This window comes from Chloroflexia bacterium SDU3-3, from assembly GCA_009268125.1.
Lineage (GTDB): Bacteria > Chloroflexota > Chloroflexia > Chloroflexales > Roseiflexaceae > SDU3-3.
In genome coordinates, this window is the sequence record WBOU01000017.1 from 119598 (window position 1) to 135061 (window position 15464).

At 68.0% G+C, this 15464-nt stretch carries 9 protein-coding genes and 1 pseudogene; 7 read left to right on the forward strand and 3 right to left on the reverse strand.

Annotated features, from left to right (window positions below):
• Nucleotides 1-759 precede the first annotated feature (759 nt).
• Nucleotides 760-822, reverse strand: a pseudogene (locus tag F8S13_22580) (SPOR domain-containing protein).
• A 1103-nt stretch (nucleotides 823-1925) separates the two neighbouring features.
• On the opposite strand from F8S13_22580, the gene F8S13_22585 reads away from it, so the two are divergent.
• The 7 genes from F8S13_22585 (at nucleotide 1926) to F8S13_22615 (ending at nucleotide 11569) form a co-directional block, all read left to right on the forward strand.
• Nucleotides 1926-3317, forward strand: a complete 1392-nt coding sequence (locus tag F8S13_22585; GenBank protein KAB8140789.1) for a hypothetical protein — start codon at nucleotides 1926-1928, stop codon at nucleotides 3315-3317.
• Nucleotides 3318-3390: 73 nt separating this feature from the next.
• Entirely contained in the window at nucleotides 3391-5364 is a 1974-nt protein-coding gene (locus F8S13_22590; GenBank protein ID KAB8140790.1) for an ATP-binding protein, read from the forward strand.
• Nucleotides 5361-6362, forward strand: a complete 1002-nt coding sequence (locus F8S13_22595) for a hypothetical protein (protein ID KAB8140791.1) — start codon at nucleotides 5361-5363, stop codon at nucleotides 6360-6362. Before F8S13_22590 ends, F8S13_22595 begins: the two co-directional genes overlap by 4 nt.
• 220 nt (nucleotides 6363-6582) lie before the next feature.
• Nucleotides 6583-7599, forward strand: a complete 1017-nt coding sequence (locus F8S13_22600) for a winged helix-turn-helix transcriptional regulator (protein KAB8140792.1) — start codon at nucleotides 6583-6585, stop codon at nucleotides 7597-7599.
• A gap of 1070 nt (nucleotides 7600-8669) precedes the next feature.
• On the forward strand, nucleotides 8670-9371 hold the full coding sequence (locus F8S13_22605) for a metal-dependent hydrolase (protein KAB8140793.1): 702 nt from the start codon (nucleotides 8670-8672) through the stop codon (nucleotides 9369-9371).
• A 111-nt stretch (nucleotides 9372-9482) separates the two neighbouring features.
• Entirely contained in the window at nucleotides 9483-10403 is a 921-nt protein-coding gene (locus F8S13_22610) for a site-specific DNA-methyltransferase (protein KAB8140794.1), read from the forward strand.
• Nucleotides 10394-11569, forward strand: a complete 1176-nt coding sequence (locus tag F8S13_22615; GenBank protein ID KAB8140795.1) for a ParB/RepB/Spo0J family partition protein — start codon at nucleotides 10394-10396, stop codon at nucleotides 11567-11569. The genes F8S13_22610 and F8S13_22615 overlap by 10 nt, the downstream gene beginning before the upstream one ends.
• A gap of 243 nt (nucleotides 11570-11812) precedes the next feature.
• Here the strand turns inward: F8S13_22615 and F8S13_22620 are convergent, their stop codons facing one another.
• Both F8S13_22620 and F8S13_22625 read right to left on the reverse strand, forming a co-directional pair.
• Nucleotides 11813-12562 (reverse strand): hypothetical protein, encoded by a 750-nt coding sequence (locus tag F8S13_22620; protein ID KAB8140796.1) that lies wholly within the window; start codon nucleotides 12560-12562, stop codon nucleotides 11813-11815.
• A 45-nt stretch (nucleotides 12563-12607) separates the two neighbouring features.
• Entirely contained in the window at nucleotides 12608-15301 is a 2694-nt protein-coding gene (locus F8S13_22625; GenBank protein ID KAB8140797.1) for a tetratricopeptide repeat protein, read from the reverse strand.
• Nucleotides 15302-15464: the final 163 nt, after the last annotated feature.

The following is a 15464-nucleotide window of genomic DNA, read 5'->3' on the forward strand; positions in this document are numbered from 1 at the left end:
CGGAAATGGCGCATCTCGCCAGCGGGAGTGGCGTCACGTCCGTACTGACTTGGCAAGGAACGCCAGACGCGCTGGCGTCACCGGAAACGGTCGGGGGTGTGACCACGGTCCAGACGGCACTGTCCCCGGTTGATGTGGGCGATGGGGCGGATGCGCTGCCCGGAGGTGGGGCCGAACCAGCGGATGTGCTGCCCGAAGAAGCGGCAGATGCAGCGGAGGTGGCGTCTTTCGCCAGCGGGGGTGGCGTCGTGTCCGTGTTGAGCTGGCAAGGAACGCCAGACGTGTTGGCGTCACCGGAAACGGTCGAGGCGGTAAGCACGGCCCAGACGGCACCGTCCCCGGTTGATGCGGGCGATGGGGTGGAAGTGCCCAGCGTGATGCCCTGGGATGAGGCGGCAGAACCAACGGAAGTGGCGCATCTCGCCAGCGGGAGTGGCGTCACGTCCGTGCTGAGCTGGCAAGGAACGCCAGACACGCTGGCGTCACCGGAGACGGTCGGGGCTATCGGCATCCTTCCGCGCTTGGATGAGGCGGATACACTGCCCGGAGATGCGGCAGAACCAGCGGGAGTGGCGCAGCTCGCCAGCGGGGGTGGCGTGGCGTCCGTCCTGAGCTGGCAAGGAACGCCAGACGTGTTGGCGCCACCGGAGACGGTTGGGGCGGACACGCCGCTCGACCAGGCGCTGGACGCGCTCTATGACGCGCTGGCGGGTGGGGCGGCGGTCGCGCCGGTGGAGGAGCTGGTGCGCGGGGCGATCACGCAGGGGGCGGATGGGGTGGCGCGGGCGATCGCGGCGCAGTGGGTGGTGGATGCGCCGCAGGACGGGCGGGCGTGGCTGTGGCGCGCGGTGCTGGCGAGTGACCTCGGGGAGCTGGATGCGTGGCTGCGCACGGCGGAGGGCTGTGTGCTGGAGGGCACGCTGGCCGCACGCGTGGCGGCGGTGCAGGCGGCGCGGTCGCCGGTGGCGGTGGCGCTGCCGCCCTTCGATGTGGCGGCGGCCACGGCGGCGATTGCGGCACTGTTTGCCGACGAGGCATTGCTGGCCGATGAGGAGCCGCTGTTTGGGGCGGAGGATGACCTGCTGGCCTCGGATACCGAGCTGTACGAGGAGGACGAGCCGATTGTGGAGGGGCTGTTTGGGGAAGAAGACGCGCCGTTATACGACCTGGGGATGCTGCCAGCGGAAGGCACCGCGGTGCCCACCTGGCTTCAGGCCTTGGAGCCTGCGGAGCCTGCGCCCGCCTGGCTGACGGACGCGCTGGTGTTCGACGATCCCGCGCCTCTGCTCGACGATCCCGCGTCCGCCGTGGTGGTACATGCGGCCCCCACGCCCATGCCCCCGTTCGACGATCCCGCGCCCACCCTGCCGACGGCGGCGGCCCTGCTGGCGGCCTGGCAGGCCGGGGCGACCGTGCCGCAGCTGGTGGCGCAGCTCGTGGCCCAGGGCATCCCGTCGGGCGAGGCCCGCGCCCACGTGCGGGCGGCGATCACGCCCTCGGTGGCCGCTGCTCCTGCGCCCGCGCCGGTGGCCGCTGCTCCTGCGCCCGTGCCGGTAGCTGCTGCCCCGGTGACCGCTGCGCCAGTGTCGGCGCTGCCGGGGTCGGCGCTGGATGCGGACCAGATCTGGGCGGCGTGGCAGGCGGGCGTGCCGACGGAGGAGCTGATCCGCCAGATGTGCGGGCGCAAGCAGGGGGTAGTGGCGGACGCGGCCCGCGCCACGCTCTACCGCGTGCTGGTGCCACGGGCGGCGGCAGCGCTGGGCTGTCAGGGACTGGTGGATGTGCTGGTGTGCACCGGGCAGCCGAGCGCCGACCCGCTGTACCAGCCGCTCATGCGCGCGCTGGCGCGCACCGACCGCACGGTGGCGGGCCAGGTCGAGCGGCAGCTCCTCCAGCGCATTGTCGCGACAGCGGGGGAGGCCTAGATGGCAACCACCGCGAAGAAGACGACCGCCGCGCCCAAGCCGCTCTCGCAGGCGATGCAGTACGCGCAGCAGCAGCAGCAGCAGCAGCAGATCCGGCTGGGCGTGCTGGGCGCGCTGCTGCTGCTGCTGGCCTTCCCCCAGGTGCCCTCGCCGCTGGCGGGCGTGGACTGGCGGGGCCAGGTGCTGCCCTCCCTGACCGCCCTGGGCATGGCGATGCCGCCCGAGCCGCTTGACCTGGGGCTGTTCGTGCTGCCCAGCCAGCCGCTATGGTGCTGGCTGTACGGGGGTGTGGCGGGCTTCCTGGGCCTGATCGCCTTCAGCCTGGTCATGCACGTGCTCGCGCTGTACACGCAGCGCACCGCGCCGCTGCGCCAGACCCGGAGCTACCTGCGCCTGCGCATCCCGCTGAGCACGCCTGCCAGCGGGCAGGACGGTATCACCCTCCACCAGTCGCTGCACAGCATGCTGCCCGCGCAGCGGCCCGGCCAGGCCGCGCTGCCGCCCGTGGTGACGTGTTGGACGCTGCGGCCCGAGCAGCGCGCCCAGTGGGGCGTGAGCCTGGCGCTGGATGCCGTGACGGCGCGCAGTCTGGAGAAGCGGCTCCAGGGCGTGATGAGCGGCACCAAGGTGGTGGCCGAAGCCGATCCGCTGGCGCAGGCGCTCACCGAGGGGCGGGTGCTGGCGGTGGGCACGCTGCGGCTGACGGCGGCGGACAGCTACCCGCTGGCCATGGGCCTGAAGGACATGACGTTGCAGCGGTCGGTGCTGACGGCGATGGCCCCGCAGGCGGGGGTGGTGCTGAGTAGCCTGCGGACGGCGCAGGTGCCGCTGCCCGACCGGCAGTGGCGGCTGGGCGTGCTGGGGCTGCTGGAGCGGCAGAAGCTCGACCTGGCCACGGATGAGCAGCAGGCGCTCAAGACCAAGGCGAGCGGCCCGGCGTTCCGCACGCAGGTGCAGCTGCTGGCGGTGGCGAGCGACGCGGCGGCGGCGGTGGGGCAGGTGCAGACGATGGCCGGGGCGTTCGCGGCCAGCACGCAGGCGGTCGGCATGGTGAGCCAGCAGCTGCGGCTGGCCGGGGTGCAGGTCTACCCGGCGGTGGTGCCGCCGCCCGCGCGGCTGCCGCTGGCGCTGCGGGTCGTGGGCGCGCTCCTGGGCCTCGCGCTGGGCGGGTGGGCCGGGTGGTATCTGTGGGCGCGGGCGGTGGCGGTGGGCGCGCTGTGGGCGGTCCCGGCGCTGCTCCTGCTCCTGCCCCTTCTGGCGCTGGCCGCGTGGTGGCGGCGGCGCACGAACGCGGACCTGGGCCAGCGGCAGCGGGCCGCGCTCCTGGGCCTGATGCCGCCGCAGAACCCGCGCCTCGTGCCGCTCTGGTGGCCGTGGCTCGGGCATTCGTAGCCGGTCGTTTTGGTGATCTCCTCTATTTTGAAGCGGCGCGTTTCTCTCCCTCTGACAGAAAGTGACCTCAACCATGATTTTGAGTGCGGCAGAGCTGGCGACGATCTGGGGGCCGCCGACGGCGGATGTGATCGACCTAGTGGAGACCGTGGGGGCGCGCTGGCTGCCCGCCCCGGCGAAGGCGTTTGTGGACCCGGCGAACCCGCGCACGATCACGATGGGCTACGGGCAGAAGTCGGACGGCTCGTGGGCACCGATCGGCATCCCCTACGACCAGCTGCGCTACGTGATGTGGGTGACGGCCCCGATGGGGCGCGGCAAGTCGGAGTGGCTGAAGTGGGTCTTTAACGAGCTGTTTCGGGCCGGGTCGGGGCTGATGGGTCTCGACCTCAAGGGCACGGATCTGGTGAACGGGACGATCCCGCTGATCCCGCTGGCGCGGGAGAAGGATGTGGTCATCCTCGATCTGAACGGCATGCGGGTGAACGGCGAGCACCTCTACGCCGCGATGAACCTGCTCTCGGGCGACTTCGGGCGCTCGCTGGGCATCGACTACGACACGCAGGCCAGCACGGTGCTGTCGTTCTTCTCCTCGCTCGACGAGCGGTTCGACTCCGCCCCCGGCATGCAGAACTTCGCGACGATGGGCATGCTGGCGCTCCTGGAGGGCGAGCGGAGCGCGACGATGCAGCACCTGGTGCGGCTGTACGCGGACGAGGACTATCGCAATGAGGTGTGCGCGGACCTCACCAACAAGCCGGTGCAGGACTTCTGGCTCTCGCGCTTCCCGGAGATGTCGAGCCAGGACACCGGCTCGCTGGTCAGTTTCCAGCGGCGCATTGACCTGCTCTTGACCTACCCGGCGCTGGCGGCGCTGATGGTTGCGCCGGGCTGCTCGATCAACGTGCGCGAGCTGATGGACACCGGCGGCATCCTGCTGGCCGGGATCTCGGCCAAGGACGGCAAGATCGCCAGCATCGCGGCCACGCTGCTGCTCACGCAGATGACGCTGGCGGCGCTGAGCCGGGTGAACGTGCCGGAGGCGCAGCGCCCGGACTGGCCGGTAGTGATCGACGAGGCCCAGATTGTGTTCGAGAAGAACCCCGGCATGGCCCCAGTGATGTTTTCGCAGCTGCGCGCCATGCGCATCGGGACGATGGTGGTGCACCAGAACATCGAGCAGCTGAACGCGATCCTGGGCGTGCTGAGCGGCAACGCACAGAACCGCCTGATCCTGGGGGCGGAGCTGGAGGACGCGACCGCGTATGGCAACAACTACCGCGCCTTGGGGATGGTCAAGGAGGACTTCCTCAATATGGAGCGGTTTGAGCACCAGTACATGAAGCTCTACGGCACCGACGCGCAGCTCTTCAGCGCGCAGATGCCGGGGATGGTCTCGCCGCTGGAAGAGCCAGCGCCGCCGCCGGTCTCCACCAACTGGCGGACGCGCCAGGCGGCGGTGCGCTCGCCCTCAGACGCGCGGCTGGATGCGGCGATTGGGCGCTTCAAGGAGATGGCGGTGGTGGATGAGGCCAAGGCGGTGACGCAGCTGGGCATGCTGATGATGCAGGACCCGCAGGCCTACACGGCGTACTGCGAGCGGACGCGGCAGCACCGGCTGGTGCAGCGGGAGTTCATCCTGAACCACCCCGGCTGCATCCCGCACAAGGAGCGGCGCATCCGCACGCTCTCAGCCCTGCGGGTGGGGGTGCCCCGGATCGAGACGAAGGCGCTCCAGTGGGCGCTGCTGATGCAGTCGCGGGAGGCAGCGCAGGCGCGGGCGGCGCGGGCCGAGGAGGAGAAGGCGGCCAAGAAAGGCGGCGGGAAGAAGCCGAAGGCCGCGCCCAGCGCGCCAGGGAGAGCGGCCCCTAGCGCGGCCCCGGCCATCCCGACGGAGGCGCTGCTCGACCCATTCAGCACATCCGCCGGGGCGGCCACCACGGCGCTGCCGTCGCTGGAGACGCTGCTGGCGGAGACGGCGGGGACGCTGGCGGCGCGCGAGACGCGGCGGGACGCGGCGGACATCGCCGAGGGCTTCGAGGTATGAGCATGCGGCTGGACATACGGGCGCGTGGCCACGCGGGTCTCACGCGGGCGGGGGCGGTGCTGGGCCTCCTGGGCCGGGTGGAGTTCGCCCGTGCGCACTGGGTCCACCGGCTGCTGTTCGCCGACCAGACGCCCCGGCGGGCGCGGCAGGTGCTGCGCGAGCTGCACGCGGCGCAGCTGATCTGGTGCGCGAGCGCACCCGCGCGGCGGGTGCCGGGGGCGGTGGGCAGCCCGAACGGCCAGCCGCCGCCCATCCCGCCGCAGGTGTACGGGCTGACGCCCGAGGGGCGCGCGGCGCTGGACACATTCGGCCTCGTGCCCGCCGGGGCTGACCTGGCGGGGCTGCCGGTGCGGCCCTGGGCCGACCCCGACCTCCGGCTGGCGCAGCTGCGGCACGACCTGCTGGTGTCGGACTGGTGCTGCGCGGTGCTGGCCGGGGTGCGGAAGCATCCGCAGCTGCATGCGGTGGCCTGCCAGGTCGAGTACATCAGCGCGACGAACGAGCGCGGCCAGGCGATGCAGCGCTTTGACGCGCTGGTGGTGGTGACGCTGGCCCCCAGGTCGCCCGCCGTCCGCCCTGCGCCGTGGGCGATCCCGTGGGCGGAGGGGCCGGACGTGCCCGATGGCAGCGTGGTCTGCCGCCTGGCGGCGGAGATCGACACGGGGAGCGAGAAGCTGGCGATCCTGATGGGCAAGGCGGGCATGTACCGCGCGCTGACGCTGGCGGGGCACTACACGGCGACGCTGGGCGGCCCGGTGCTGCCGGTGGTGCTGGTGCCGGGCGGGACGCGGCGGGCGGGGCAGGTGGCGCGGGAGTGGCAGGACGGCTGGCCCGACGGGGCCGGGGTGATCGCGAGCGTCGCCCAGGCGCAGGTCCAGGGCGACGCGGTGGTGGGGCGCTACCTGGCGATGGCCAGCCGCCCGGCGCGCGAGGTGTTCCTGCTGGAGGCGTTCGGCGTGACGCGGCAGTCCTGGGAGGCGGCGACCGCGCGGCGGTGATGGGCCGTGTGGCGCTGGATGGGGCGAATCCCAACATTCCTGCCCTACGGCGCGTTAAGCGAAACCGTGTACGGGGCTATGGGAGGACGGTCGTCAGGCGGGAACGGTCGGGCGAGCGCCGGGGCGTGGACGGACGGAAGGCATTGGGACGCGGTGGCGACGGAACGATGGTGTGCGATGCCGTTTGGCGAAGACGATGAAGCGATGGAAGGAGCGACCCATGAAGAACTGGGAGCGTGATGGGATTTGGATGCCGCCCCCACACCCGCCGATGCGGGACCGCGAGCTGGCGGTGCTGCGGGCGCTAGGACGGCTGGGGCCGACGCGGATGCAGGACCTGGCGCATCTGCTCCTCATCGGGATGAGCCGGGCGGCGGCGTATCGGCTGATGGCGCGGCTACGGGATGGGGGCTGGGTGTGGGAGACGCGTGGGCCAAGTGTGGGGCAGCAGCGGGCGGATGGGAGGCCAGGGCCGCCGCGCAGCGAGCGGGTATTCGGGCTGACGGTGGAGGGGCGCAATCAGCTGGACGTAATGGGAGGCGAGCCGGTGGGCGCGGTGCTGGAGCGGCTGATCGTACGGGACCGGCGCGGGCCGCCGCCAGCGCAGCTCGCGCTTCAGAGCGACGTGCTGCTCTCGGCGTGGTGCGCGGCGGTGCTGGAGCAGGCGCGGCGCGCGCCGATGCTGGTGGGGGCGCGGTGCCAGGTCAAGCTGGTGCCCGCGCTCGACCCTGGGACGGGGCAGGTGCTCCAGACGATGGGGGCGTATGTGGAGCTGCGGTTTGAGGGGCAGCGGCGGAGCCATGAGCGGCCACGGTGGCAGGTGCCGTGGCAGGAGGAACCAGCGCCAGCGGGGAGCCAGGTGGTGCGGTGGGGGCTGGAGGTGGACACGGGGAGCCAGGTGGTGCAGCGGCTGGTGCTCCAGGCAAAGACCTACGCAGCGTTGCAGCCGGTGTACGCGAAGGTGCTGGGCGGGCCGGTGACACCGATCTTGTTGACCCCGGCAGGGCAGCGGGCGGGGCAGGTGATGCAGGCATGGCGGGAGGGGTGGCCGGAGACAACGGCGGTGATTGCGAGCTATGAGCGGGCGGAGCACCCGACGCTGGGGGTGCTGTGGGGGACGTACTCGACGGTGCGGGACAGCCCGCCGAAGCCGACCTATCTGCTGGGGCGGCTGGTGCCCGACCCGAAGACGTGGGTGCAGATGACGGCGGGATGGGCGGAACGACCGAGAGAATGAGTGTGGGACGGGACGCGGGAACACGGTGCGATCTGAGGCGCGAATCGGAGCGCGATCTTGGCGCGACCTTGGTGCGACCTCGGTGCGAGGATGACTTCCGACGGCGTGGGGGTTTGGGTTGGCGGGGAGCGGGCGGGGCGGCGGACATTCTCTAGGGTCTTCCGCCCCCTCCCCCGGCGGTCAGTGCCTCCGCCAGCCCTCGCCGGAAACCACGCCCATCCTCGCCCCGCCGGTCGGCATCGCCCCCGCCGCATCGCGCCGCCCGCGCCGCTCGCCCTGCGCCCCCAGCGATCTGCGCTGCCGCCCGCAGGTGTGCCCCGCCCGCGCCGCTCGCCCTGCGTCCCCCTACCCACCTGCGCTTCACGCCCTGCCGCGATCGACCGCCCCCACGCGCGGGAGCCGCCTACGGCGGCCCCCGCCCCCCCAACCCCTCTGCTTGAAACCAGGCCCCCACCTGCAAAGCACGAGGCAGATGGCGGGCTGAGCTGCGCGGAGCAATGAACAACACTGCACTGCACTGAGCGCACTAAGCAGCGATGAACGCGATGAGTTTCAAAGAGTTTCGATGATCTCCCGCGACGGCCTGATGCGACCCGACCGTATGGATGCGCCCGATGGCCTGGGGGCTGGGAGCTGGTGACGAGCTGGTGCGGCTGGCGCTGGGCGGTAGGGCCTGCGGGGTGGGACGAGCTGGTGACGAGCTGGTGACCGCTCGTGCTGGGCGGTAGGGCCTGCGGGGTGGGACGAGCTGCGGCCTGCGCGGCCAGCGGCGCGACGCGGGGGACCGACGCGCGGGCGTGGGCCGATCCCGCTCCGGGGAGGATATCGGCGGCGACCTTGGGAAGGGCTTCCTATGGTCGGCGTGGTCGGGACTAAGGAATGGCTTCCCATAGTCGGTGGGCTGGCAGGGTGGTGCGTAGGACTATGGGAAGGGTTTCGCAAGGTCGGCGATGTCGGCAGGTGGTCGGGACCATGGGAAGGGCTTCCCATAGTCGGTGCTGGAGGGGGGGAACGCGTTCCCCCCCTTCCCCAGTGATGTTTCTTCAGATCTACATAAGAAAGATGTGATCATGTCAGGCTATCAGACCCATATGTTCATCGGCGGCGTCGCCGGTCTCGCGCTGGTGCGCGCCCTCGCGGCGAGTGGGCAGCCCCCGGCGCTGGGGTTCACGCCCGTGTTCGTGCAGCACTTCGGCAGGAACGGGCCGCTCCTGGCCGACCTCGCGGTGATTGCGGCCTCGGCGCTCCTGGCGACCGTGCCGGACATCGACGAGCCGGGGAGCTTCATCGCTCGGCGGGCGCAGGCCGTGATCGCGCTGGCGGTCATTGCGCTGGCGGTCATCGGCGCGGTGGGCGCGGGCCTGCCGCCCGCGTGGTGGCTGGTGGCCACGTTTGTGGGCGGCCTCGTCGGCGGCCTGGCGGGCTATGCGTTCGTGTGGGGCATCCGGCGCGCGGCGGGCGGCCACCGGCGCTTCACCCACAGCCTGGTGCTGGCGGCGGCCTGCGGCCTCGTGGCGGTCGCGCTCTGGGGCCTGGGCCTGCGCGGCTGGCCGCTCATCCCGGCGGCGCTGGCCTGGGCCATTGGAGTTCATGACATCGGTGATCTGGTGACTCCGAACGGCCTCCCACTGCTGCACCCGTTTTCCCAGCGCTCGTTCCGCCTCCTGCCCGAGCCGCTGTGCCGGATCGGGGAGCCGCTGGTGGCGCTCCTCGCGCTGCTCGTGGTGCTCGCGCTGGTGGGCGTGCTGCGGGTGCCGGTGGGGTGGCGGTGACGGCAGGCTCAACCCTCAAAATTGATGCTTAGCACGCGTCCACAGCGCGCGTAGGCCGCTATGCTAGGGGGGAGATGCCAGGAATGCCCGCTGGGCGGAAAGGAAGACCCGATGACCGACGCTCTTCTACGGCGGCCTGCGCCCCTGCTGGGACCGGCGCTGGCCGCGCCCACGCCGTGGGCCATGCTCCACGGTGAGGCGCTGGCGCTCCTGCGCGAGCTGCCCACCGGTCTGGCGGATGCGCTCATCACCGATGAGCCGTACTCGTCGGGCGGCATGATGCGCAGCGACCGCACCGCCGCGCCAAACGACAAGTATGCCACCCGGATGGACTATCAGGCCTACTCGGGCGACAACCGCGACGCCCGGTCGTGGGCCTACTGGTGCACGCTCTGGCTGAGCGAGGCGCTGCGGGTGGTCAAACCGGGCGGCTATGTGCTGCTGTTCTGCGACTGGCGGCAGCTGCCGCTCACGACCGATGTGTTTCAGGGCGCGGGGGCGATCTGGCGCGGGATTATCCCCTGGGACAAGGGGCTGGCGGCCCGCGCGCCGCACACCGGCTACGTGCGGCACCAGTGCGAGTATATCGTGTGGGGGACGGTCGGCCCGGTGGGGCAGGCCGACGGGCGCGGGCCGTTTCCGGGCTGCTACCACATCCCGGTGGATGTGGCGGAGAAGGAGCACCAGGCGGGCAAGCCGGTGGCGCTGATGCGGCGGCTGGCGCGGATGGTGCCGCCGAACGGGGTCATCCTCGACTGCTTCGCGGGCTCGGCCAGCACCGGGGCGGGGGCGCTTCTGGAGGGGCGGCGGTTCCTGGGGATCGAGCGGGAGGCCGCCTTCGTGGCGACCTCGGAGGCGCGGCTGGCGCGCACAGCGGCCTATGCGGCGCTGCTGGCGGCGATGGATCGGGACGCACCCGCCGCCCGCGCGGCGGGTGCGCCGGAGGAGCGGGCGGCGGAGCCGGGGGTGCGGCAGGAGGCCGCGATCTGGCGCTGGGGGAGCACGGAGCCACGGAGGATGCCATGGATGTGATGACGGAGACGAGGCTGGAGCAGATCGACATCCAGCACATCGACCTGGACCCGGCGCAGCCGCGCCAGGAGATTGACCAAGCGGCGCTGGAGGAGCTGGCGGCCTCGATTGCGGAGCAGGGGGTGGTGACGCCGCTGCGGGTGGTGGCACGGCCCGATGGGCGCTACCAGCTGCTCTACGGTGAGCGGCGGCTGCGGGCGGCGATGCTGAACGGAATGGCGACGGTGCCGTGCCTGGTGGATGCGACGGTGCCGACCTGGGAGGCGGCGCTGGATATCCAGCTCACCGAGAACCTGCACCGGGCCGAGCTGCGCCCGCTGGAGGTGGCGCAGACGCTGTGGCGGCGCATCCTGGGGGCGAACATCGCGGCCATCGAGGAGGAGCGCGCGGAGGACGGCGCGGCGACGGCGCGGCTGTTGGCGTCGTACCTGACGCCCAGCGCGCAGATCGCGGCGCTGGAGGACCGGCTGGCGGCGCTGGCGGGGGTGGGGTCCGTGGTGGACTACTTCCGGGGTGGGCAGGTGCGGGTGAGCCGGAAGACCATCCTGGCGCGCTACGGGATGGCGGGCTGGGAGGCATCGCGGCTGCGCAAGCTGTTCGGGACGCTGGATGTCGCGCCGGAGGTGCAGGACCTCTTGGCGGGGGTGGACGTATCGGCGCGGGTGCTGCGGGATCTGCGGCAGTTCGCGCCGGAGGAGCAGGTCGCCATTGTGAGCGCGGCGCGGGAGGTGGAGGACGGGGACGTGGGCGGTGCGGTGCGCAAGGCGATCGCGGAGAAGAGCGGGAAGTCGCCCCGCGCGAGTGCCACGCTGAGCGATGGGGATGCGGGCGGGGATGATGGCGAGGATGATGGCGCGCCGCTGCCGCTGGCCGAGCCGACGGACGCGTTCGTCCCCGACCCGGCGCTGGCGCTGCTGACGAAGGGGCACACCGCGCCGAAGCTGGTGGTGGACCAGGCCCCGCCCGCGCGCGGGAGTACGCCGCCGGTGACGCCCGTGGGGGCGTGGGAGGAGGATGCGGTGCTCATCCTGGAAGGCGCGCTGGAGGCGGCGCGGCAGGCCTGCGCGGACGCGGGGGTGCTGACCTTGAGCGCGGCGCAGCGGCGGCGGGTCGCGCCGCTGTGGGCGCAGCTCGTGGCGGCGATGGCGGGCGCGCTGAACGAGTGATGAGGGTGGGAGATGTGTGACGCGCCGCTGGTCGCAGGGCCAGCGGCGCGTTTGTGTGTGTTGGGCACTAGAGGGTGGGCGGTGCCTTGTCCTCCCGGATGAGGGTGCGGATCGGCCAGAGCACGCCGGTAGCGAGCAGTCCGAGGTCGAACTGCGGTCTGGTGGCGAGGTCTCGTACCAGGTGGGTCAGGGTCGATGCAACCCCGGTGCGCCACGCGTCGCGCATAGGTCGGTCCTTTCTGGCTAGGCGGGCAACATCTTCTGGACGGTCAGGATGATCTGAGGCACGAGCGAGAGGACGGCGGGGAGTGCGGCCCCGAGGTTCTCTGCCGCTTTTGTGAGACCCTCAGCGCTTATCATGACCAGTTTCTTGTTGGGTTTCTCTTTGGATGCCTTGTCAAGGAGATCCTTGGTCTGCTCGGCGACGACTTCGACGTCTTCCTGGACGTCAGCAGGGGCCGTCGAGAGCGCATCGCGGAGCTGCTCGACGAGGGCGGCGAGCTGCTGTTTGTCGTCAGCGGAGCCGTGGTTCAGGCTGCCGATGGATTGGGTGACATTGGAGAGGGTTGCGCGGATGTTGACGATGGCTCCGCTGAAGTTTGAGCCGCTGAAGTTATCGCCACCGTTGTAGGTGTTGCCCATCGTGATGTCTTGCCGTTGAATGGTTTGGGTGCCGCCGACGTTCAGGTTGCCTGCGTGGATAGGGCCATTGAACTGGAAGGATGCTGCTGGTGCGACGGGCGTGGGCGTGGCCGTGCGTGGGGTGAGCGTAGGGTCGGTGTCATCGGGGTGATCGTCGGCGGCAATGCCCCACGAGCGTAGGATGCCCTTGATGCGGGCGATGTTGTGGCGCGAGTCGCGGATGGTCGCGAGCAGGGCGGGCTGAGCGTAGGCAGTTCCCTGCATTGCTTGCTGGCGCAGCATGTCCGCCAGGGTCTGGCGGTAGATGCCTAGGTTGATCTGTTGGTTGTGGATCTCGTTGGGAGTGGCCATCGGTGGTGCTCCTATATGAGAGGATGTGTATAGCAAAGATTTCCCCTACTCTTGATCGTCTGGAGATTGTTCCATTATGAGGGTTTCTAAGTTCTTTTGAATAGTATTTGTGACCGGGTGATTTATACTCAGGTGGCATTTCGCAATTGAAAGAGCACGGTAGAGAAGTTTCTGAGCTTCACGATTCTTACCAGATAAATACATTAGATCTGCGATTCTGTTTAGAACATATATAATATCTGGGTGATGTGAGCCTAGTTTCTGTTCGAAAATAGTAAGTGCTTGATCATAATATTTTTGAGCACATGAAAAATTGTTAATTTCTTTGAGTAAATCGGCAATATGCATAATAATACGTGCTGTGTCTGGGTGGTTTATTCCATTAGATTTCTTGCTGATATCTAGTGCTCGTATATAGTATTTGTAGGATGTGTCTGTATCATGCATAGTATAAAGTAGAGACGCAAAGTTGCAAAGTAGTTGTGCTGTTAAAGGATGGTTTATATGTTTGTTTCGTTCTCGTATAATAAGTGCATGTTTATATAATATTTTTGCGTCATCAAATCTGTTTTGAGCTTGGAATATAACAGCAATATTTTGGAGATGGGTTGCTATATTTGGGTGGTTCGGGTTAAGTATATGCTTTTCGATGGTATATGATTGTTGATAGAGAGTAAGTGCAGTATCTATATCTCCTAGGTTTTGTAAAATAACCGCAAGATTGTTAATCGTTTTACTGGTATATGGATGATATATACCCCGGACCTGAATGCAGATTTTAACTGCGCGCTCTGCAAACTCCTTTGCTCGTGCATAGTTACCCTGCATTTGAAAGAGGGTAGCTATATTATTCAATGTATTAGCTGTATAGAGATGAGCCTCTCCAAATAGATGTATATGAATAGTTAACGCTTGTTCGTAAAGTCGATGTGCCATGGTGAAATCCCCCTGGTTGGAAAGCAATGCTGCTAAGTTTCCCAAACTTTGCGCCGTTTCACGATGGTTTGGCCCAAGCTCGTGTTTACGAATGCTAAGTGCTCGTTCGTAACATGAACGAGCACGGGTAAGTTCTCCTTGGTCTTTTAGTAATGATCCAAGGTTGTTCAGAATACTGGCTATAAGGATAAGATGCTTATTAAGATGTGGCTCAAGAAGAGTAAGAGCTTGTGTGAATAACTTATAGGATTGCTCATATTCTCCTTGCATATGGAGTAGGCGTGCAAGATTATTGAGGCTTGTACTCGTATTCGGGTGATTATGCCCAAAGAGGTGCATTGTTATTATAAGACAGTGCTTATAGTATGAGCGAGCAGATGGGTAATTAGCTAATTCCGTTAGGTAGCTCCCCATGATTTGACAAAGTTGTGCTGCTTGTATGTCTTTTCGTGGTAGTGCTTGATCGGTAACATAGTAAAGGTGTGGTTGAATACAAAGGAGATCATGAGGTCTCGCATGATGGTTGACACTTTCAGCAATAGTAATCAGGGTACTTTCTACTGCTTTCTGTGCTGCTTGATATTCTAGGAGCGTTATGGCGGCTTGTACAAAGGTGGCCAGCAAGCGGTGGAGTCGCCATGCGTGCCCTCCCCCCTCCAGCAGTCCGAGTTCGCCCAGTCGCCGCAGCCCATCCTCTGCATCCCGCAGGTCGGTGCCATCCGGCAGGGTTTGGATGAGGACCTCGGTTGGGATCGGCTCGCCGGGCGCAAAGCATGCCGCGCGGGCGAGGAGCGTGCGGGCGAGGCGGTCGATGGGGTTGCTGGCATCCAGTCGGTCGTAGCTCACACGGAAGGTGCGGGCCACGTCAAGGTCGTGCCGGGTCGGCGCGGCGGCCAGCCGCTCCAGGCGCTGGGTGAGGGTACCTAGCGGCGCGGCGCGGAGTTGGGTGAGGTAGTCGGCAAGGGACAGGCGAGGGTAGCGCTGGAGGAAGCTGCCCGCCACGTGGAGCGCGAGCGGGAGGTCGCCAAGCTCGGCGGCCAGAGCGTCGAGGTGGGGGGCGTTCTCAGCCAGATCGGGTCGGAACTGGCGGAGCAGGGCGATGCTCTGGGCGCGCGGCAGGGTGGCGAGCGGAAAGGTCGGCAGGTGGCGGGCGGTGCCCCAGTCGTCGCGGCGGCTGGTCACGAGCACGCGGCAGCCGCCGGTGGCGGGGCGGTAGCGGTCGAGCAGGTCCAGGTCCTCGCAGTTGTCAAAGATGAGCAGGCGGGGCAGCGGCTCCTCCCATATCTGGCGGACGCGCTGCACTTGGTCAGCGAAGGAGAGCGCCTCCCAGGCGGGGAGCTGCATCGTCCCCCCACAGGCGGCGATCTCGGCCTCGATGCCGCCTGCATCCGCGAGGCTCAGCCAGAACACCCCGCCCAGAAAGAAGGTGCCGTAGCGGTGGGCGAACTCGCTCGCGAGCTGGGTCTTACCCATGCCGCCGATGCCGGTGACGGCGGAGACGACGGCGGTCGCGCCGCTCTTCAGCGCGGTGGCGAGCTGGCGCAGCTCGGCGTCGCGCCCGACAAAGGTCGCGCTGGGCGGGAGCAGCATGCGGTGCGGGGTCGGCAGCGGTGCGGGGGTGGGGATCGGCGCATCCTCGGCGGTGGGCAGCTGCGCGAGGCGGGCGGTGGCCGCATCAAGCATGCGTTTGCGATCTTCGGGGTCGGCAGGGAGATAGACATTCACATGCGAGCGAATGTTGTTGATGGAATGGCTGAGATTGGCGTTGGTATAGTTATCGCCGTCGGTGTAGGTATCGCCCATGGCGCGGTCTTTCTCTTCAGGTGCGTGCAACCCGTTGGGATGGAGATCACTGCTCTGAACGAGTATAGCATAGCGTTTTGGTCGATGGAACCGCTCCTAGTACCCCGGTCCTCTGCTCGCTAGTACCTCCGCCGCCCAGATTGACGACTAGGCGGTGTCCACG